The organism is Stutzerimonas sp. LR2, assembly GCF_055755175.1.
In genome coordinates this window covers 297758-318511 of record NZ_JBVTRR010000002.1, presented here as the reverse complement: position 1 = coordinate 318511, position 20754 = coordinate 297758, and the positions used below count along the sequence as shown (strand labels likewise).

Genomic DNA, 20754 nt, shown 5'->3' with positions numbered 1-20754 from the left:
GCCGGAGAGTTCGCTGCTAGCCGTGCGCCAGCGCTGTCATCCGTATCTCACCCTCCTCCAGCACGGCACGCCAGTGGTGAATCGAAGGGTCGTGCAAGATCGCGTCGGCCATTGCGGGTTCCAGCCGAACGCGCAGCTGACGGGCGATATCACGTGCACCGAAGCGCGGATCGTGTCTGGAGCAGAGATCGCGCTTCACCGAATCGTCCACAACCAGGTGCAGCCCCTGGCGTGTCAGACGCTGGGCCAAACGGCTCAGCTCGACATCGAGTACGCCCAGCAGTCGGTCGCCGTTGATCAATGAGAAATGCAGGGTGCGATCGATTCTATTGAGAAACTCCGGATCGAAATGCCGGCGCAATGACCGCTCGACGATGCGCCGTTGCGATGCTTCGGAACGGGAAAACAGTCGGTGCAGTCCGCTGCGTTGCGCAGCGTCCTTGGCGCCAATGTTGCTGGTCATGAATACCAGCGCGTTGCGAAAATCCAAGGTGCGATTGCCGGCGGCCAGCGTCAGGCGACCGCTGTCGAGTACGTTGAGCAGGCTGCGCACCACCTCCCGGCTGGCTTTCTCCAGTTCATCGAAGAGTACGATACCGGGCCGGCTGAAACTGCCGGCGATGGCGTCCGCATCGAATAGGGTAATTCCTTCCTTGCTGCCGACGTAGCCGGGCGGTGCACCGGTCAGTGCCGCAGCATAGTGCTCCTGGGCCAGGGTGTTCATGTCGATACGGCAGAAAGCGTCCGGCTTGCCATGAATGGCCAAGGCCAGCAGCCGCACAATCTCGGTCTTGCCGACGCCGGTCGGGCCGAGAAACAGATTGACCGCGAGCGGCCGTTCAGCGTCGCCGATACCGGCCTTGACCACCCGCAGCACGCCCTCCAGCTGAGCGAGAACAGCGTCCTGGCCAACGATGCGACTGCGCAGCAGGGCCATCACATCTTCGGGTTCGAAGAGAAAACGCGAGCGGCGCGCCGCGGTCGGGACCGCTTCCGCTCCTCGTACAGCCTGCCGCCTGTTGTGTTCGACGACTTCGTTGATGAATGGCATGGCCTGTCCTGTCATTGCGACGGCGCGGGGCTCCATTCGGTGCAAAGCCGCGAAGGCTCGCCGCGAATGGAGCCCGGCCTCATCCGGCGGTTCGTTCCTGCCCGGAGTGGGGCAGCTCGTATACCGGGCAATCGACGACGCCGATGGTCTGGCGAGTGAGCCGTTCGACATCCTCACGGGCCTTTTCGGCGTCCAGAACCCAGGTACGGTAGAACTCGAACGGGCAGTCGGCCACGCCACGGTCGCCATCCCCGGAGTTGTAGACGCCGGTGTAGCCACGGTGCAGCAGCTTGAACAGGTGGTTCTGCGACTGGTCATTGGCGCGCGCGTCACGGATCAGCGAGACGGACAGTTGCGCATACTGGATGCCCATCTCCTCCTCGCCGCACTCGCCCAGGGTGCGGCCATCGAAGCCGATGATCGCCGAGTGGCCGAAGTAGCTGTACACACCATCGAAACCGGCGGCGTTGGCCACTGCCACGTAGCAGTTGTTGGCCCAGGCCATGGTCTTGGACATCAGCACCTGCTGTTCCTTGGCCGGGTACATGTAGCCCTGACAGCGAACGATCAGCTCGGCGCCCTTCATCGCGCAGTCGCGCCAGATCTCCGGGTAGTTGCCGTCGTCGCAGATGATCAGGCTGATCTTCATGCCCTTCGGGCCTTCTGTCACGTAGGTCCGGTCACCCGGATACCAGCCCTCGATCGGGCACCAGGGGATGCACTTGCGATACTTCTGGCGGATTTCGCCCTGGTCGTCGATCAAAACCAGGGTGTTGTAGGGCGCCTTGACCGGGTCCTCGTTGCGCTCGCCAGTCAACGAGAAGATGCCCCAGGTTCCGGCTTCGCGGCAGGCGGCAGAGAAGATCGCGGTTTCCTCGCCGGGAACGGTTGTGGCGGTGTCCATCATCTCGCCGGGGTCGTACATGATGCCCATGGTGCTGTATTCGGGAAATACCACCAGGTCCATGCCCGGCAGACCAAGCTTCATGCCCTTGATCATCTCGGCGATCCGGCGGGCGTTGTCGAGCACCTCGGCGCGGGTGTGCAGGCGCGGCATCTTGTAGTTGACGACAGCAACGCCGACGGTATCGGGACTGCTGGAAATATCTCCGTGACGCATAGTGGATCTCCGGTTGGTCGGTATGCCTGATGGTGAACAAGACCTCGCCGTTTTCCACCTACGTGGAGGTCTTGGGAGCGTAGGCGGAGCCCGCGCAGCGGCGTCCATGCAGCGATAGCTAGTGACTGATCATCCACGGCCGGGCCGAGGGGCTGGCCTTGAGCCCGTGCGGGTTGGCCTTGGTCAACGTGGTCGGCCTGCTCGGCCCGCAACAGCTGCAACCGGCGCCGTGCTTGCGGCGCTCCTTGTATTCGGCCAGCGACTGCGGTGCGTGGGCGCTACGCTCGTTGACCTCATTGGCGCGCCGCTGGCTGCCGGCCATGGTGGCCAGACCGGGGGCGCTGAGGATCACTCGTACGGCAAGCCCGCCGCAGGCTGGGCACTGGCATGGCTGGTCACGCTCGGCCATTGGCCTGAGCAGAGCGAAGTCGCCGCAGCCGGCGCAGTCGTATTCATAGATGGGCATGGCGTTATCCTCCTGTTCCCCCATCCGGGCGGTCCAGGCCGCCGTCCAGAGCACCTGCCCCGCCCGGATAGACGAACTCACTTGTCGTAGGCGATCGGCATGTCGATCGAACCGTCGAGGAATCGGGTCGGGCCGCTGGCGCTGGGGTTGATGTCGAACTCGAAGATGTCGGTCGGCAGCCAGAGCGTGGCGCAAGCATTGGGAATGTCGACCACGCCGCTGATATGCCCCTGCACGGGTGCCGAGCCGAGCAGCGAGTAGCCCTGGGCACCGGAATAGCCGAATTTCTTCAGATACTCGATGGCATTCATACAGGCCTGCTTGTACGCCAGATTGACGTCCAGGTACGCCTGCTTGCCGTCGTCATCCACCGAAATACCCTCGAAGATCAGGTAATTGTTGTAGGTGGGCACGATCGGGCTGGGCTTGAAGATCGGGTTCCTGATGCCGTACTTGGCCATGCCGCCCTTGATCAGCTCGACCTTCATGTGCACCCAGCCGGCCATCTCGATAGCGCCACAGAAGGTGATCTCGCCATCGCCCTGGCTGAAGTGCAGGTCACCCACCGACAGCCCGGCGCCATCGACGTAGACCGGGAAGAAGATCTTCGAGCCGCGCGACAGATCCTTGATGTCGCAGTTGCCGCCATGCTCACGCGGCGGCACGGTACGCGCGCCCTCGGCAGCGATCTTGTCGCGCAGCGCGCCGGAGGCCCTCCCGGCATGGGCGGTAGCCGCGAACGGCGGGTTCGCCAGCGGTGGCACGCGAGTGGGGTTGGTGTCGATCAACGCCTGCTCGCGCTCGTTCCAGGCCGACAGCAGCTTGGGGTCTGGCAGGCAGCCGATCAGACCGGGGTGGATCAGGCCGGCAAAGCGCACCCCGGGGATGTGCCGACTCCGAGTGAACATGCCTTCGAAGTCCCAGATGGACTTCTGCGCGGCAGGGAAGTAATCGGTGAGAAAACCGCCGCCGTTATTCTTCGAGAAGAAGCCGTTGAAGCCCCACAGCGAGTCCTGCTTGGCGCCGATGTCGAGCAGCTCGACCACCAACAGGTCGCCCGGCTCGGCGCCCTTCACCCCCACGGGCCCGGAGAGGTAGTGCACCGTGGACAGGTCGACGTCGCGCACATCGCTGGCGTCGTCATCGTTCTTGATCGCGCCGCCGGTCCAGTCATAGGTCTCGAGGATGAAGTCATCGCCCGGCTTCACCCAGCACGCCATGGGGATGTCCGGGTGCCAGCGGTTGTGGATCTGTTCGTTCTCGGTGGCCGGCTGGTTCAAATCGACCTTGATCAGGGTGTCGGTCATGACGAAGCTCCTGCGACATGGATGGAAATCAGCGTTGCGCTGAACACGGGAGCCAGTCTTCTCTGTCATCGCCAATTGCGAAATACGTTGGATGACGTAGGGCAGCGGCAGGGAAAGGCAAAAGCCGAGGCCCTGCGAGTCCGCAGTTCCCCGGCTGTTGCTTGTGGCTGCTTTCAGCGCGGCGGGTTGCAGCCAACCGATCAAACGGCACCGAAGACGCTGGCGGGCTAAAAGCGGACCGCCGCCCGGCAACCCGTGACGCTTGAGGCTAGAGGGTTGCGGCTGCTTTCAGACCGACAGATACCGGCTGATGGTCGCCTCGTCGGCATTGGCCGCGCTTTCCTCCAGTACGAAACGGCCCTTCTCGATCACCAGGAAACGGTCGGCGATTTCCATGGTGAACGACAGCACCTGTTCGGAGACGATGATGGTCAGATCACGCAGGTTGCGAATCTCCTTCAGCGTTCGGGCGATGTCCTTGATGATCGATGGCTGGATGCCCTCGGTCGGCTCGTCCAGCAACAACACCTTGGGGTTGGTGGCCAGCGCCCGGGCTATCGCCAGCTGCTGTTGCTGGCCGCCGGAAAGGTTGCCGCCCTTGCGCTTGCGCATGTCGTGCAGCACCGGAAACAGGGCGTAGAGATCGTCGGGGACCTTGCCGCCAGCGGCTGCCGGCAGGCCGGTCTGGATGTTCTCCAGCACCGTCATGCTGGGGAAGATCATCCGTCCCTGGGGCACATAGGCAACGCCACGCTCGACACGCTGGTGGGTCTCCAGGTTGGCTATTTCGTGACCATCGACCTTCACACTGCCGGCGCTCTGGCCGACGATGCCCATCAGTGTCCTGAACAGGGTGGTCTTGCCCATGCCGTTGCGGCCCATGACCGCCACGATTTCACGTTGGCTCACATCGAGCTCGAGGTCGTGCAGGATCTGGCTCTGACCATAGCCGGAAGCAAGGTTGGCGATTGTGAACATGCGAAACTCCTTTGTGCCCCGCTGGGCGTCGTCCGAAACGATGTAACAGAGGCGGCTCACGTGGACCCGCGCGGCCATGACCACGCGCGCCAACAGCCCCAGCGACTCAATGGCCGAGGTACACCTCGACGACCTTGGGGTTCTTCTGCACGGCCTCCATGCTGCCCTCGGCGAGCAGCCGGCCCTGATGCAGCACGGTGACCCGATGGGCGATGCTTTTGACGAATTCCATGTCGTGCTCGATGACCAGCACCGAGCGCCCCTGGCTGATGCGCTTGAGCAGTTCGGCGGTCTGTGCCCGCTCGCTGACGCTCATACCTGCGACGGGCTCGTCGAGCATGAGCAATTCCGGCTCCTGCATCAGCAGCATGCCGATTTCCAGCCACTGCTTCTGGCCATGGGAGAGCAGCCCCGCCTCATCGTGCAACTGATCGGCCAGGCCGATCTCGGCGGCGACCTCCTCGACCCGCGCGATAACGTCGGCACTGCGCTTGAAAAACAGCGCACCGAACACATTGCGCCCAGCCGGATAGGACATCTCCAGGTTCTCGAACACACTGAGGTTCTCGTAGATCGAGGGGTTCTGGAACTTGCGCCCGACGCCGGCCCTGACGATGTCGAACTCCTTCATCCTGGTCAGCTCGCGCCCGTTGAACTCGATGCTGCCAGCGGTAGCGCGGGTCTTGCCGCAGATGAGGTCGAGCAGCGTGGTCTTGCCGGCGCCGTTGGGGCCGATCACCACGCGCACTTCGTTGCGGTCCAGGTATAGGTTGAGGTCGTCGACCGCTTTGAAGCCGTCGAACGAGACGGTGAGGCCTTCAATGGCCAGCACCGGCTTGGGGGATTGGAAGCCGGTCGGGCTCATGGCGTGGTCTCCAGGGCGGTGACAGGGGAAGTAGGTTGGGCTGCGCTGGGCGGCAACGGACGCGGCGTTGCCGGTTCGACCGTTCTGGCCGGGGACCGGCGCCGAGCCAGACGCATCAGCCACTTGCGCCCATGGCTCTGCCACAGTCCAGCCAGGCCGTTGGGGAAGTACATCACCACGGCGATGAACAGGCCGCCCATGAAGTAAAGCCACAGCTCGGGGAAGCTTTCGGAGAACAATGTCTTGCCGTAGTTGACCAGCAGCGCGCCGTATACCGCGCCGAGCAGCGACATGCGCCCACCGACCGCGGCGAATATCACCATCTCGATCGACGGCACGATGCCGACGAAGCTCGGCGACATGAAGCCGACCTGCAGCGTGAACAGCGCGCCACCGATCCCGGCGAAAGCCGCCGCCACACAGAAGACGAAGATCTTGAAGCTGGCCACGTCGTAGCCGGAGAAGCGCACCCGCTCCTCCTTGTCGCGCATTGCCATCAGCAACCGGCCTAGCTTGGAGGCGAGAATGAAACGACCGATGAGGATGCAGCCCAGCAACAGGCAGGCGCAGACGAAATACAGCAGCGTCTTCGCCTCGTTGCTGCGGATGTCCCAACCCATCAGTGTGCGCAGGTCGGTGATGCCATTGACCCCGCCCGTCAGACCCTGCTGGCCGATGATGAGGATGGTCAGGATCGCCGCGATGGCCTGGGTGACGATGGAGAAATACACGTCACCCACTCGCCGCTTGAACATCGCCAGGCCCACGATCAGCGCCAGCAGCATTGGCACCGCCACCACCGCAACGAGGGTGAAGCCAATGCTGTGGAAGGGCTCCCAGAACAGCGGCAGTTCGGTCAGCTGGTTCCAATCCATAAAGTCCGGAATGCCGGGTGTGGACTGGATTTTCGTGCTCTGCGGGTCGGAAGCCTCGAGCTTGAGAAACATCGCCATGCAGTAGCCGCCGAGGCCGAAGAAAATCCCCTGCCCGAGGCTGAGGATGCCGCCATAACCCCAGCACAGCACCAGTCCAACGGCGACGAAGGCGTAGGTCAGGTACTTGCCGATCATGTTCAGGCGAAAGGCATCCAGCGCCAGCGGGAATACCACCAGCAGCAACGCCGCGAGAATCAGGAAGCCGATGGCACCCTGCTTGCCGCCGGCCAGTTTGTCGAACAAAGCGGTCATGGGTGCGCTCCTTACTTGCGGACCTTGATGGAAAACAGCCCCTGCGGACGCAGCATGAGGATCAGGATCACCGCCGAGAGGGTGAGGACCTTGGCCATCGAGCCGCTGATGAAGAACTCGGCGATCGACTGCGTCTGGGCGATGGAGAACGCCGAGGCAATGGTGCCGAACAGGCTCGCCGCACCGCCGAAGACCACCACCAGGAAGGTATCGACGATGTACAGCGAGCCTGAGGTCGGCCCGGTCGAACCAATGGTGGTGAACGCCGCACCGGCCACGCCGGCAACGCCACAGCCGAGGGCGAAGGTCATGCGGTCGACCTTCTTCGTGTTGATGCCCACCGAACGCGCCATTACCCGGTTCTGCACCGTGGCACGAACCTGCAGCCCCCAACGCGAGCGATACAGCAGAAAGAAGATGGCCAGCGTCAGCAGCAGCGTCACCGCCATCACGAACAGGCCGTTACGCGGGATATCGATGGCATCGGTGGGGTTGAACGAGCCCATCAGCCAGTCCGGCATGCTGGCGCTGACCTCGCGGGCGCCGAAAATCGAGCGGAACGCCTGCTGCATCACCAGCGACAGCCCCCAGGTGGCCAACAGCGTGTCCAGCGGGCGGTGGTAGAGCTTGCTGATCAATGCCCATTCGGCGAGCCAGCCGAGCGCACCGGCGATAAGGAAGGACAGCACGATGGCGACGAAAAAATAGTACGGCTGCAGCGCCGGCACGTACTTGAGCGTGAGCGTCGAGACGAGAAAGGTGGTGTAGGCACCTACAGTGAGGAATTCGCCGTGGGCCATGTTGATCACGCCCATCTGGCCGAAGATGATCGCCAGGCCCAGAGCCATCAGCAGCAGTACGCAGAACACCGACAAGCCGTTGAAGCCCTGCATGGCCGCGATGGCACCAAACTCCGATAGCCATTCCATGATGATGTCTCCTGATGGCGAAGGGGTTCGCCACGGACCACACGGCCCGTGGCGCCGGGAGAGTTACTGGTAGCCTTTCGGGAAGGGGTTCGGCTCGATCAGGTCGGACTCGTAGACCACCTGGAACTGGCCGTCGGCCTGCACCTGGCCGATGCGCGTCTTGCTCCACAGGTGCTGGTTCTCATGCACCTTTACGTAGCCTTCCGGTGCAGTGTTCAGCTCCAGCCCAGCGGAGGCGGCGACCACCTTGTCGACATCGAAGCTGCCGGCCTTTTCCACTGCGGCCTTCCACAGCCAGGGGCCGAGATACGCAGCCTGGGTGACGTCGCCAATCACTGCGTCGTTGCCGTACTTGGCCTTGAATGCCTTGACGAATTCGGCGTTGTTCGGGTTGTCCAGGCTCTGGAAATACTTCATCGAGGCGTAGAAGCCGGCCATGTTCTCGCCACCGATGCCCAGCAGTTCGTCCTCGGTGACCGAAAGGGTCAGCAGGGTCTGCTTGTCAGCCGTGATGCCGGCAGCCTTGAGCTGCTTGTAGAAGGCGACGTTGGAGCCACCGACCACTGCGGCGAAGATCACGTCGGGCTTCTTCAGCTTGATCTTGTTGGTCAGCGAGCCGAACTGGGTGTTGCCCAGCGGGTAGTACTCCTCGCCCACCACCTTGCCACCGAGCACGTTCTCGATGTGCTTGCGGGCGATCTTCATCGAGGTGCGCGGCCAGATATAGTCCGAGCCGAGCAGGTAGAAGGTCTTGGCGCCCTTCTCCTTGGCCACCCAATCGAGCCCGGCGAGGATCTGCTGGGTGGCCTCCTGGCCGGTGTAAACGACGTTCTTCGACTGCTCCAGGCCTTCATAGAAGGTCGGGTAGTAGAGCAACCCGTTTTCCCGCTCGAAGATCGGCAGCACCGCCTTGCGCGAAGCCGAGGTCCAGCAGCCGAACACCGCCGCTACCTTGTCGCGCTCCAGCAACTTCTTGGCCTTCTCGGCGAAGGTCGGCCAGTCGGAGGCGCCGTCCTCCTGGATCACCTTGATCTGCCGACCAAGAATGCCGCCGGCGGCGTTGATCTGCTCGATGGCCAGTCGCTCGGCCTGGATCGATCCGGTCTCGGAAATGGCCATGGTACCGGTGGCCGAGTGCAGCTGACCGACCGTCACTTCCGTGTCGGTAACTGCGAGCCCGGTGGTGTTGACCTCGGCGCTGGCGGTCGAGGCGAAGACGCTCATCGCCAGCATCGAGAGTGCCGCAGCCCCCTGCGCGAGCCGGCGGGGAAGGCGGCGTGACGAACCCGTCAGTTTTGAATCCATGTTGATTGCTCCTGTCTCGGTGGGCCGTGCAAGGCTGCCGCAGTGCTGCTGCGCGCCGGCATCGGGTCGGAAGCAAGAATGGGCTCGGCCGTCTGACCGGGGTATACGCAGGATGACGTAACGGCGTACGTCATCTGACGTATCCGTGCGCCGCGGCCATTGATGCATCCTTGCGTTCAAATGGAGCACGGCTGGCAGCGTGGCAGGCGCCGCAGGCCGAAACGGTGCAGGCCATGCGCAGGAAGACCCGCCGCCGCGCAGCATTGCGTGAGGCATGGATGTTGCTCACGTCAATCGTTCGATAACCAGCCGGGGCCGCCCGCGTGCAACTCACCGGTATACAGCGCATCGTCAAGATTCGCCGCGACTACAACAGCTGGGTCGCCGACGAGACCCTGGAAGACTACGCCCTGCGTTTCACGCCGAAGTCGTTCCGCAAATGGTCGGAGTTCCGCATCGCCAACACGGCGTTGGGGGCGGTGTCGTTTCTCGCGCTGGAAGCCATAGGCGGCACCCTGGCGCTGTCCTACGGTTTCACCAATACGCTCTGGGCGATCCTTGCGGTGGCGCTGGTGATCTTTCTCACCGGCCTGCCGATCAGCTACTACGCGGCACGCTATGGCGTGGATATGGATCTGCTGACCCGTGGCGCCGGCTTCGGCTACATCGGCTCGACCATCACTTCGTTGATCTACGCCAGCTTCACTTTCCTCTTCTTCGCGCTGGAAGCGGCGATCATGGCGCTGGCGCTGGAACTCTACTTCAGCATCCCGCTCGCGCTGGCCTACGTGGTCTGCTCCGTCATCATCGTGCCGCTGGTGACCTATGGCATCACCCTGATCAACCGCCTGCAGTTGTGGACGCAGCCGCTCTGGCTGACCTTGTTGCTGCTGCCCTACGTCTTTGTCATCGCCAAGAATCCCGATGCGCTGGCCGACCTGACCAGCTTCGCCGGGCGCGAAGGCAACGGCGGCGCCTTCAATCTGCTGTCCTTCGGTGCCGCCTGCACTGTGGCGCTGGCGCTGATCACGCAGATCGGCGAGCAGGTCGACTACCTGCGCTTCCTGCCGGAAAAGACCCGACAGAATCGCGTGCGCTGGTGGTTGGCGATGCTGGCCGCCGGCCCCGGCTGGATCATCCCGGGGGCGCTGAAAATGCTCGCCGGCGCTTTTCTTGCGTTTCTAGCGCTGCAGCACGAGATCCCGGTGGACAAGGCTGCCGAGCCGACGCAGATGTACTTTGTAGCCTTCAGCTACGTGTTCGCCTCGCCGGAATGGGCGCTGGCGGCGATGGTGCTGTTCGTCATCGTCTCGCAGGTGAAGATCAACGTCACCAATGCCTATGCCGGCTCGCTGGCGTGGTCGAACTTCTTTGCCCGCGTAACCCACAGCCACCCTGGGCGGGTGGTCTGGCTGGTGTTCAATGTGGCCATCGCGCTGATGCTGATGGAACTGGGGGTGTTCGAGGCCATCGAGCAGGTCCTCGGGCTGTACGCCAATGTCGCCATCGCCTGGATCGGCGCGCTGGTTGCGGACCTGGTCATCAATAAACCGCTGGGCCTGTCACCGCGGCAGATCGAATTCAAACGCGCGCATCTCTACGACATCAACCCGGTGGGTGTGGGTTCGATGCTGATCGCCTCGCTGCTGGCGATCCTCGCCCACAGTGGGCTCCTCGGTGAGCTGGCCCAGGCGGGCTCGCCAGTCATCGCCCTGGGCACGGCCCTGCTCTGCGCCCCGCTGATCGCCTGGCTCACCGGCGGCCGCTTCTACATCGCCCGCGAGCGTCAACCCGAGCTGCTCTACCCCTATACCGAGCGCGGCAAGATCGCCTGCGTGCTCTGCAGCAATGCCTTCGAGGAACCAGACACCGCCTTCTGCCCCGCCTACGGCGCACCGATCTGTTCGCTGTGCTGCTCGCTGGATGCGCGCTGTGGCGATCTCTGCAAGCCCCATGGGCGGCTTTCGGCACAATGGGATGCGTTCCTTCGCTGGGCCTTCCCGCAAGTTTCCATTCCCCGCCTGCACACTCGCCTGGCGCATTACCTGGGCGTGCTCGGGCTGATCATCGGCCTGCTTTCGCTGGCGCTCTGGCTGATCTACAGCCAGGTCTCGCTGAGCGTGGTGGCCAGTCCCCAGGAAACCGGCGAGACCCTATACCAGGCATTTCTCAAGGCCTTCCTGGTGCTCTCGTTGTTCGCCGGCATCCTCGCCTGGTGGGTGGTGCTGACGCGCGAAAGCCGCCATGTGGCCCAGCAGGAGTCGGATCGACAGACGCACCTGCTGATGCAGGAGATCGAAGCCCACCGCAAGACCGACGAGCAGCTGCAGAAGGCCAAGGAAGCCTCCGAGGCTGCCAATGCCGCCAAGAGTCGTTACGTTACCGGCCTCTCCCACGAGCTGCGCACTCCGCTCAACAGCATCCTCGGATACGCGCAAATCCTGCTGCGCGACGAGGCCATGGCGCCCCGCCACAAGGATGCGCTGGGTACCATCCACCGCAGCGGCGCTCACCTGCTATCGCTGATCGATGGCCTGCTCGATGTAGCAAAGATCGAGGCCGGCAAGCTCAATCTGGAGCAGTCCGAGATTGCCTTTCCCGAATTCCTCCAGCAGCTGCGCCAGATGATCGCGCCGCAGGCAGAAGAAAAGGGCCTGCGCTTCCACTTCGAAAGCCAGGGCCGCATGCCGGCCGTGGTGCGGGGCGACGAGAAGCGCGTGCGGCAGATCCTCATCAACCTGCTCGGCAACGCGGTGCGGTACACCGATGCCGGCAGCATCACCCTGCGCGCCAGCTACCTGCGCGAAACCGCTACCTTCGAGATCGCCGATACTGGCATCGGCATACCCGCGGAGCAGATCGAGCGACTGTTCCAGCCGTTCGAGCGTGGTAACCCGCTGCGTCAGGACAACGGCCTGGGCCTCGGCCTGACCATCACGCGCATGCTCACGGCGCTGATGGGCGGCGAGCTGTCGGTGAAGAGCCAGGAGGGCCAGGGCACGGTTTTCCAGCTACGGCTATTCCTCTCCGAGGTCCGCGTGCCGCAGGCGGTGGTGCATGTCGAGCACGACATCGTCGGCTACCACGGCCCGCGCCGGCGCGTGCTGGTGGTAGACGACCATATCGAACACCGCAAGGTCCTGGCCGGCATGCTCGAACCGCTGGGTTTCGAAGTGCTCATGGCGAGCAACGGCCAAGAAGCGCTCAGCCAGGCGTCGCTGCACAACCCCGACCTGATCCTCATGGACCTGTCCATGCCGCAGCTGGACGGCTGGCAGACCGCCCGACTGATGCGTCGATCGCTAGGCTCCTCGGCGCCGATCCTCATCATATCGGCCAACGCCTTCGTCGATGGCGGCAGTGTCTCCGCCGACTGCAACGACTACCTGCCCAAGCCCGTACACGCCCCGGTGCTGCTGGACAAGATCAGTCAGCAGCTGTCATTGAACTGGATCAGGCGCGCCCCGGCTCCCATCCAGCCTCCCGCCATCAGCCTGGCCGTTCCGGCACTTCAGGCGCTCCAACAGCAAGCCTCGCTGGGCTATGTGCGCGGAGTAATGGAGCTGCTCGATCGGCTGCAGCACGAAGCACCCGCCGCTGCGGCACAGGTCGAGACCCTGCGCGGGCTGGCCGCGCGCTTCCAGCTCAACGAGCTGAGCCGGCAGCTGGACGAGGCCATTCACAGCCAGAAGACTCGGACGACCATGGAGAACGGCCATGCAGCAAGCTGAACATCCGCAAAGCCAGGGCGTCGTGATGATCGTCGACGACGTACCCGACAACCTCGCGCTGCTCTCCGGCGCCCTCGATCAGGCCGGCTACATGGTGCTGGTGGCCCTCGACGGCAGCAGCGCGCTGGAACGCATGCAGCGACTCAAACCGGACATCGTCCTGCTCGATGCGATGATGCCCGGGCTCGACGGGTTCGAGACCTGCCGGAGAATCAAGGCCCAGCCTATGCTGGAAGACGTTCCGGTGCTGTTCATGACGGCGCTGACCGAAAGCGAGCACGTACTCGAGGGTTTCGAGGCTGGAGGCATCGACTACGTGACCAAGCCCATCCACACAGAGCAGGTACTGGCCCGAGTGGCGGCCCATCTGCGCACCGCACGGGCATTGCAGAACGCCCGCCGGAACGCCACCCAGGCACCGCCGGTGGACGAGAAACAGATCCAGGCAATGCTGAGCCAGCGCTTCCAGCTGACCGGGCGCGAGGTGGAGGTTCTGCACTGGGTGTCCTGCGGCAAGACCAATCGTGACATCGGCGACATCCTCGGGCTGAGCCCGCGGACGGTGAACAAACACCTGGAGCACGTCTATGTGAAGCTCGGCGTAGAAACCCGGACCGCTGCCGCGGCCATTGCCATGTCCGCCCTGACACGCTGAGCCTGCAGCCAGAACTTCTCTGCGCATACCGGCGGAACGTTTTCAATGTGCGCTCGGTCACATAAGGGCAGATTGGCATCAGACCTTCTGGGCCGAGTCGCTCGACGAGCGAGGCCGTCATTACACGCAGAGGACGACAGGATGTTTTCCAGCTATCTCTATGAAGCCGCACTCATCTATGGCCTGGTCTTCACTTCGGTGGGGTTCGTGCTGGGCATGTTCTACAACAACCGCAAGGTCTTCCAACTGGAGGACAAGGTGCAGCGTCTCAAACGCACGATCCGGCACCTGCAGCGCAAGAGCGAACCTTCGGCTTCGCGACCACGCATCGTACGGCAGCCGCCCGGCAGCGCAGGTTTGAGCAGCGCTCGCTGAACACCCCAGGGCATACCTGCAAAGACCGATTGGCGGGCAGAAATCCGATTTCTGTCGGCCAATCGGCGTTTTCGCTACGCGAAGTCATGCACTAACCTGAACCCAGCAGATCGGCCGGCAGCTGCCGCGCCATCCGTCGGTACGGACCTGCGCTCCCCTCCGCCGCCCCATCAAGTCCAGCCATTCGCACAAGCGAACCGGCGGAAAGGAATACGGTCCGAGACAAGACATACAAACAAGAACGTAAGCCAGGAGTCAGATCATGCATGCTCGTTCTTTGCTGTGCCTGTGCCTGCTCGCCGTATCGCTCGTGCCCGCCCTTGGCCACGCCGACATCCTCTCCGTCAAGGTGGAAAACGACATCATTGCCACTGGCAGCGATGGTCATTACACCAACGGCGTGGAAGTCATCTGGGGCTTCGCGCCGGATGAGCAGAACTGGACCCGACGCTTCGCCGACCTGTTACCGGGCTGGTCGGGGAGCAACCTCGACAACGTCGCCTACCGCTTCGGTCATCAGATCTACACGCCGAAGGAGATCGAAACCGAAAGTCTGATCGAGAACGACCGCCCCTATGCCGGCCTGCTGTTCGCCGGGATGTCGATGTTCTCCGATACTCAGCACGATGGCTGGCGCGCGGCCCAGGGGCTGCATCTGGATGTCGGCATGGTCGGTCCTGCCGCCGGCGGCAAGCGGCTGCAACGCGCCGTACACAAGGTCACCAGCAGTGACGAGCCCAACGGCTGGGACAATCAGTTGGAGAACGAAGCCTTCGTCAATCTGGGCTATCAGCATCGCTGGTGGCTGCAGCAACGCTTCGCCGGGCTTGAGCTGGAATACGGCCCCAGCCTCGGCTTCGCCCTCGGCAACCTCTACCGCTATGGCTCGGCCGGGCTCGGTTTGCGCCTGGGGCAGAACCTGCAACGCAGCTTCAGCATCCCGGCGGTCACGCCGGCCCAGAGCGGCAGCCAATTCTTCCGCCCGGGCGGCGACTTCGCCTGGTACGGCTTTGCCGATCTCGAGGGTCGCTATATGGCCCACAACATGCTGCTGGACGGCAACACGTTCGAGGACAGCCACTCGGTGGACCGCCGCGAATGGGTCGGCGACGCCAAGCTCGGCGTGGCGCTGACCTGGAGTCGCTGGCAGCTGGCGTTCGCCAGCGTCTGGCGCAGTCGCGAATTCCAGGGGCAGAAGGAGCATGACCAGTTCGGCTCGATCACCCTGTCCACTGCGCTCTGATGACTCACCGACGGGCGTCGGTGCCGTTTGCGTCGCGCATTCGCAAGTCTCCCGCCGCAACACCGCCTCGATGCGAACGCTCAGTTCGCACAGGTTGAATGGCTTGAGCGGATAGCCGTCGGTGCCGGGGCTGAGCCGCCGATGCGACCTGCTCGTCACCAGCGCTGACGCAGGACGCCCGATGGCGCAGCTGCTCCAGCACATCTAGCCCGCTGGCACCGAGCCCATGCGCATGCAGCAACGCCAGCTGGCTGGCCGACCCCGTGTCAGACCCAACAGTCATGTATCATTGCTGGCCAGTGGCTTCCTCTTGGCACGAAGTCTTACCAAACCCTTCATTGGCGACGACGCCAAGCACGACCCGGAATGGAAGCTTCATGTCCCGGCTGGATCTACAGAAACTCACGCTGCTGCTGGCACTGGTGGCAGGCCTGCTGACCTTCGCCAACAGCTTCTTCGCTGGCTACAGTTCCCAGCGCGACCAGCTGTTCGATCAGACACTGGAGGCCAACCGGGCCTATGCCCGCAAGCTGGCCGACACGACCGATCAGTTCTTCGTGAACAGCCGCCGTGAACTGGCCTTCGCAGCCGAAACGCTGTCGACCCGCTTCGACGATCCCGAGGCCCGCGATAGTGAGACGAAGCGGCTCAAGCTCAAGAGCGACCAGTTCAGTCGAGCCATCATCGTCAGCGCCGCCGGGGAGATTCTCTCCGCCTCGCCGGGAAGCAGCTTGAAAGTGGGAATGAAGGTCAACAGCGTCGGTGCGACCCGCGCGCTGACCGAACGCGCCCCGCTGATTACCGACCCGTACACCGCCACGGACGGCATCTACCTGATCGCGATATCCCATCCGATCTTTGGCGCCGACGGCAGCTATCGAGGCTTCATCAGCGCCTCGCTGTTCCTGCGTGAACGCAACGCACTGCATGGCCTGCTGGGCGTCCATTACTACCGCGACGGCTCGTACCTGTACGTCGTCGATACCCAGGGCAACCTGGTATTCCACGAAGACGGCGAGCGAGTCGGGCAGAATGTATCGAGCAATCCTGTCGTACAGCAGGTGCTGCAAGGCCATGAAGGCAGCCAGCGGGTGATCAACACCCGTGGCGTGGACATGCTGGCGGGCTACGCCCCCATCCAGAGCACCGGCTGGGGCATCATCGCCCAGCGTCCCACGGCCGCCATTACCGCCAAGCTCACCCAGCTGGCACGCGCGACGCTGCTCAACGCGGTGCCGTTCGCCATCCTTTCCCTCGCCGTGTTCTGGTGGCTGTCCAAACTCATCTCCTCACCAATCCGCGCGCTGGCCGATACCGCCGAGCACTGGGGTGCACCAGAGGCCGCGCAGCGCATCTCTACCGTCAACTCTTGGTACTTCGAAGTAGCCCGCCTGAAGGTGGCGATGCTGACCGGCGTGTCGCTGCTGCAACAGAAGATGGGCGCACTGGAGGCAGCCTCCATGACCGACCCGCTGACCGGCCTGCGCAACCGTCGCGGCCTGGAGCTGGCCCTCAAGCAGTTCGAACTGCTCGATCAGGGCTATGCGGCGCTGGCGCTGGACATCGATCATTTCAAGCAGGTCAACGACCAGCACGGCCATGATGTCGGCGACGAAGTGCTGCGCTTCCTGGCGGCGGAGATGCGTGAATGTTCGCGCCCCACCGATGTGCTCTGCCGTATGGGTGGCGAGGAGTTCCTGATGCTGCTACCCGAGACCGATGCCACGGGTGCCAGCGTTGCCGCCGAACGCCTGCTGACACGGCTGCGGCAAACCACAAGCCCGACCGGAACGCCGGTTACCGCCTCAGTCGGCATTGCCTTTAGCGGCGACTACCCGAACGCCGATGCCACCTTCAAGGCCGCGGACGCCGCGCTCTACCAGGCGAAACGAGCCGGCCGTGACCGCGCTGTGGTCGCCGCCGCGTAGCGATTCAGGCAGCCCCCGACGGTCCTGACGCAACGCTGACACCTCGCATGCGGAGCGTGCACGGAGCGGTGCACGCCATCCGTTGTCTCGCAACGGTTTCGTCACATGAAGATGAGAAAATATCCTGTTTGATAATAGTTGTTATTGATATTAGGATGCGCGCCCTCGCTCCCCTTCAAGGATCTTCCGATGCGGCGCCTTATCGTCTCGATGCTTGCGGTTCCGACCCTCACCAGCCCTCTCGCCGCCTACGCCAACGACGCCCCCTCGACGCCGCTGGCGCTCGAGGAAATGCAGGTCACCGCATCTGCCGAACGCGCCGACGGGCCAGTACAAGGCTATCGCGCCACCCGCTCGGCCAGCGCGACACGGACCGACACCGCCATTCATGACACGCCGCAATCGATCAGCGTGGTGCCGGCGCAGGTGGTACAGGACATCGGAGCGGTGCGCCTGGAAGATGCGCTCGACTACGCCGGGGGCGTGGAGCGCGGCAACAACTTCGGTGGTCAGGGCCTGACCGAATTCCTGATTCGCGGCTTCAACAGCCAGGAGTTCTATCGCAACGGTTTCGCCGTCAACCGTGGCTACCCGAACATGCCCGACGCCAGCACCATCGAACGCATCGAAGTGCTGCGCGGCCCGGCCGCCATGCTCTACGGCCGCAGCGACCCGGGCGGCACCTTCAACATCGTCAGCAAGCAGCCGCAGGCCGAGCGCCGCACCGTGCTGGGCAGCCAGGTCAACAGCGAAGGTCTGCGACGCGGCACCCTCGACACCACCGGTGCGCTGGACGAACAGGCCGACTTCACCTACCGCCTGAACCTGGTGGCCGAGGGCGGCGACAGCTTCCGCGACGACGTCGAGAGCGAGCGCTACAACGTCGCTCCCGTGCTGCGCTGGCAGCTCAACGAAGCCACCGCCATCACCCTCGAAGGCGACTACCTGCACAATCGCCACCCGCTCGACCGCGGGGTCACCCGCTACGCCAACCAGCAGGGCAAGCTTCCGCGCGACCGCTTCCTCGGTGAAAAGGCTGCCGGCAAGCTGACCAACGAGAACGCCACCACCCAGCTGCGTATCGAGCATCTGCTCAATGAGAGCTGGACGCTGCGTGGCGGCGTGCAGTATCTCGATGGCGAGATCTACGGCGGCGCCGTGGAGAACAACAGCAACGCCTACACCGGCTTGCCTGCAGGCTCCACTACCATCGGACGCAACTACAACGAACGCTGGCTGAACTGGAACGACGTCAATGCCCAGGCCAACGCCGAAGGCAACTTCGACCTCGCCGGCTTCGCCCATACCCTGCTGGTGGGTGTGGAGTACGACAAGTTCAACTACAACTCGCTGATCATCCGTTCGCCCGGTGCTGGGGCCTACCCCATAGATATCTACAACCCGGTACACGGCCAGCCGTTGCCGGCGCTGACCCGCACCACCACCCACGACAGCGAGAACCTGGAGTCCTACGCCTTCTTCCTCCAGGACCAGATCGCCCTGACCGAACGCCTCAAGGCGCAACTGGGTGCGCGCATCGAGCGTTTCGAGCAGAGCTATAACGACAAGCTCAACCCCAACGGGAACTGGGACCAGGCGCATAACGCCGTCACCCCGCGCTTCGGGCTGATCTACGACCTCACCGATGAGCTGGCGGTGTTCGCCAACACCTCGCGCTCGTTCAAGCCCAACCGCGGCGCCGACCGCCTGGGTAATTCCTTCGACCCGGAAAAAGGCGTCGCTCACGAGGTCGGCATCAAGTACGACATGGCCGACCGTGACCTGAGCCTGACCGCGGCGATGTTTCATATCGTCAAGGAGAACGTGCTGACCAACGATCCGCTGGACAGCACCCGCAGCGTCGCCGCCGGCGAAGTGCGCAGCCGCGGCTTCGATATCAACCTGGCCGGCAACATCACCCCGCAGTGGCGTGTGATCGGCGGCTATGCCTATGTCGACGCCGAAGTCACCGAAAGCACCAGCGCCAGCATGCCGTCCGGGTCTCGCCTGGGTAACGTGCCACGCCACAGCTTCAACCTGCTGGATACCTACGAGTTCGCCGGCGGCCCCCTGGCCGGCCTCGGCCTCGGTGCCGGGCTCAAGTACGTCAGCGATCGCCAGGGGCAGACCAGCAACAACACCTTCGACATGGACGGCTACGGCCTGGTCGATCTGCTGGCCTATTACCCGCTTACCGAAAACGTGCGGCTGAACCTGAACCTGAACAACGTGTTCGACAAGCACTACGAGGAACGCGCCTGGAACGCCTGGGCTTATCCGGGCGAGCCCCGCACCCTGCAGGCCGGCATCTCGATCAGCCTCTGATCTCCGCGGGCGCAGCCACCCTGGCTGCGCTCCCCGCTCGCGCTATTGCACCGCCTCATAGGGCAGCCCCACATAGTTTTCCGCAATGGTCGTCAGCGCCGCCGGCGTGCTGGTGAAGTAATCCTGCTCGCTCGCCTGAATACGCCGGGCGAAGGCATCGGTATCCGGGAAGCGATGCAGCAAGCCGGTCATCCACCAGGAGAAGCGCTCGGCCTTCCAGATGCGCCGCAGACAGATCGGCGAATAACGCTCCAGCAGGTCGACACGCCCCTCTCGATACACCTTGAGCAGGATGCGGTACAGCGTGCTGACATCGCTGGCAGCCAGATTGAGCCCCTTGGCGCCCGTCGGCGGGACGATATGGGCCGCGTCGCCGACCAGAAACAGGTGGCCGTACTGCATCGGTTCCACCACGAAGCTGCGCAGCGGCGCGATACTCTTTTCCAGCGAGGGGCCGGTGATCAGGCGTGCCGCGACGTCCTCCGGCAGGCGCCGCCTGAGTTCGTCCCAGAAGCGCTGGTCGCTCCAGTCCGCGACTTTCTCCTCCAGCCCCACCTGCAGGTAATAGCGCGAGCGGGTGGCCGAGCGCATGCTGCACAGCGCGAAACCCCGCTCATGGCTGGCGTAGATCAGCTCTCCGGCCACCGGGGGTGTGTCGCTGAGCAGCCCCAGCCAGCCGAACGGGTAGATGCGCTCGAACTCGGTCAGTACACCTGCCGGAATGCTCCTGCGTGACACCCCGTGGAAGCCGTCACACCCGGCAATGTGGTCGCAGTCAAGGCGCACGGTCTCGCCATTCAGCGTGAAGCTGACCCAGGGCGCCTCGCCTTTCAGGTCGTGCAGCTGCACATCCGGTACGCCATAGAAAATCGGCGCGGCGCTGGCCTTGCGGGCATCCATCAGGTCGCGGGTGACTTCGGTCTGGCCGTAGACCATCACGGTGTCACCGCCGGTCAGCGCTTTCAGATCGACCCGAACCCGCCGCTCGCCGAAAGCCAGTTCGACGCCTTCGTGAATCTGCCCCTCACGGTCCATGCGCTCGGCCACCCCCGCCTCACGCAGCAGATTGACCATGCCCTGCTCCAGTACCCCGGCGCGGATGCGCCCGAGTACGTACTCGGGCGTCTGCCTTTCGATGATGACGTTGGGGATGCCAGCGTTGTGCAGCAACTGCCCCAGCAGCAGGCCAGACGGGCCGGCACCGATGATGGCGACACCTGTTTTCATGGCTCGGTCCTCACTTGTTATTGTCGAGCGCGACCGCTTGCCGCACCCTGTCGAGACGCTCC

16 protein-coding genes are annotated in these 20754 nt (G+C 63.7%); 6 read left to right on the top strand and 10 right to left on the bottom strand.

Annotated elements, in window-relative coordinates; all coding sequences use genetic code 11:
• Positions 1 to 16 precede the first annotated feature (16 nt).
• The 9 genes from ACVRRC_RS07935 to urtA form a co-directional block, all read right to left on the bottom strand.
• A complete protein-coding gene (locus tag ACVRRC_RS07935; protein ID WP_472996836.1) occupies positions 17 to 1051 on the bottom strand; it encodes an AAA family ATPase in 1035 nt (344 codons plus the stop codon).
• A gap of 79 nt (positions 1052 to 1130) precedes the next feature.
• Complete coding sequence (locus ACVRRC_RS07930) at positions 1131 to 2171, bottom strand: aliphatic amidase (protein ID WP_472996835.1); 1041 nt, start codon at positions 2169 to 2171, stop codon at positions 1131 to 1133.
• A gap of 118 nt (positions 2172 to 2289) precedes the next feature.
• Positions 2290 to 2637, bottom strand: coding sequence for an FmdB family zinc ribbon protein (locus ACVRRC_RS07925; protein WP_279643177.1), 348 nt, complete (start codon positions 2635 to 2637; stop codon positions 2290 to 2292).
• A gap of 77 nt (positions 2638 to 2714) precedes the next feature.
• Positions 2715 to 3944 (bottom strand): formamidase, encoded by a 1230-nt coding sequence (gene fmdA / locus ACVRRC_RS07920; RefSeq protein WP_017244611.1) that lies wholly within the window; start codon positions 3942 to 3944, stop codon positions 2715 to 2717.
• A 288-nt stretch (positions 3945 to 4232) separates the two neighbouring features.
• Positions 4233 to 4922, bottom strand: a complete 690-nt coding sequence (gene urtE, locus ACVRRC_RS07915) for an urea ABC transporter ATP-binding subunit UrtE (protein ID WP_236450708.1) — start codon at positions 4920 to 4922, stop codon at positions 4233 to 4235.
• 106 nt (positions 4923 to 5028) lie between these two features.
• On the bottom strand, positions 5029 to 5787 hold the full coding sequence (urtD, locus tag ACVRRC_RS07910) for an urea ABC transporter ATP-binding protein UrtD (protein ID WP_472996834.1): 759 nt from the start codon (positions 5785 to 5787) through the stop codon (positions 5029 to 5031).
• Positions 5784 to 6974, bottom strand: coding sequence for an urea ABC transporter permease subunit UrtC (gene urtC / locus ACVRRC_RS07905; RefSeq protein WP_340064946.1), 1191 nt, complete (start codon positions 6972 to 6974; stop codon positions 5784 to 5786). The genes urtD and urtC overlap by 4 nt, the downstream gene beginning before the upstream one ends.
• Positions 6975 to 6985: 11 nt before the next feature.
• Positions 6986 to 7903: an urea ABC transporter permease subunit UrtB gene (urtB, locus tag ACVRRC_RS07900; protein WP_014596267.1), complete on the bottom strand. Its 918-nt coding sequence runs from the start codon at positions 7901 to 7903 to the stop codon at positions 6986 to 6988.
• 63 nt (positions 7904 to 7966) lie between these two features.
• A complete protein-coding gene (urtA, locus tag ACVRRC_RS07895) occupies positions 7967 to 9136 on the bottom strand; it encodes an urea ABC transporter substrate-binding protein (protein WP_014596266.1) in 1170 nt (389 codons plus the stop codon).
• Positions 9137 to 9531: 395 nt separating this feature from the next.
• Between urtA and ACVRRC_RS07890 the strand changes: the two genes are divergently transcribed.
• The 6 genes from ACVRRC_RS07890 to ACVRRC_RS07865 all read left to right on the top strand — a co-directional run bounded on the left by ACVRRC_RS07890 (position 9532) and on the right by ACVRRC_RS07865 (position 19465).
• The gene (locus ACVRRC_RS07890) at positions 9532 to 12939 is read left to right on the top strand and encodes a hybrid sensor histidine kinase/response regulator (protein WP_221293123.1); all 3408 of its coding nucleotides are present in this window, start codon (positions 9532 to 9534) and stop codon (positions 12937 to 12939) included.
• Positions 12926 to 13594 (top strand): response regulator, encoded by a 669-nt coding sequence (locus tag ACVRRC_RS07885; protein ID WP_014596264.1) that lies wholly within the window; start codon positions 12926 to 12928, stop codon positions 13592 to 13594. The genes ACVRRC_RS07890 and ACVRRC_RS07885 overlap by 14 nt, the downstream gene beginning before the upstream one ends.
• Before the next feature lie 141 nt (positions 13595 to 13735).
• Positions 13736 to 13969, top strand: a complete 234-nt coding sequence (locus tag ACVRRC_RS07880) for a hypothetical protein (protein WP_013982293.1) — start codon at positions 13736 to 13738, stop codon at positions 13967 to 13969.
• Positions 13970 to 14231: 262 nt separating this feature from the next.
• On the top strand, positions 14232 to 15212 hold the full coding sequence (locus ACVRRC_RS07875) for a lipid A deacylase LpxR family protein (protein ID WP_230484537.1): 981 nt from the start codon (positions 14232 to 14234) through the stop codon (positions 15210 to 15212).
• 377 nt (positions 15213 to 15589) lie between these two features.
• The gene (locus tag ACVRRC_RS07870) at positions 15590 to 17140 is read left to right on the top strand and encodes a diguanylate cyclase domain-containing protein (RefSeq protein WP_472996832.1); all 1551 of its coding nucleotides are present in this window, start codon (positions 15590 to 15592) and stop codon (positions 17138 to 17140) included.
• A gap of 189 nt (positions 17141 to 17329) precedes the next feature.
• On the top strand, positions 17330 to 19465 hold the full coding sequence (locus tag ACVRRC_RS07865) for a TonB-dependent siderophore receptor (protein WP_407042793.1): 2136 nt from the start codon (positions 17330 to 17332) through the stop codon (positions 19463 to 19465).
• A 42-nt stretch (positions 19466 to 19507) separates the two neighbouring features.
• Here the strand turns inward: ACVRRC_RS07865 and pobA are convergent, their stop codons facing one another.
• Positions 19508 to 20692, bottom strand: coding sequence for a 4-hydroxybenzoate 3-monooxygenase (gene pobA, locus ACVRRC_RS07860; protein ID WP_472996831.1), 1185 nt, complete (start codon positions 20690 to 20692; stop codon positions 19508 to 19510).
• Positions 20693 to 20754 lie beyond the last annotated feature (62 nt).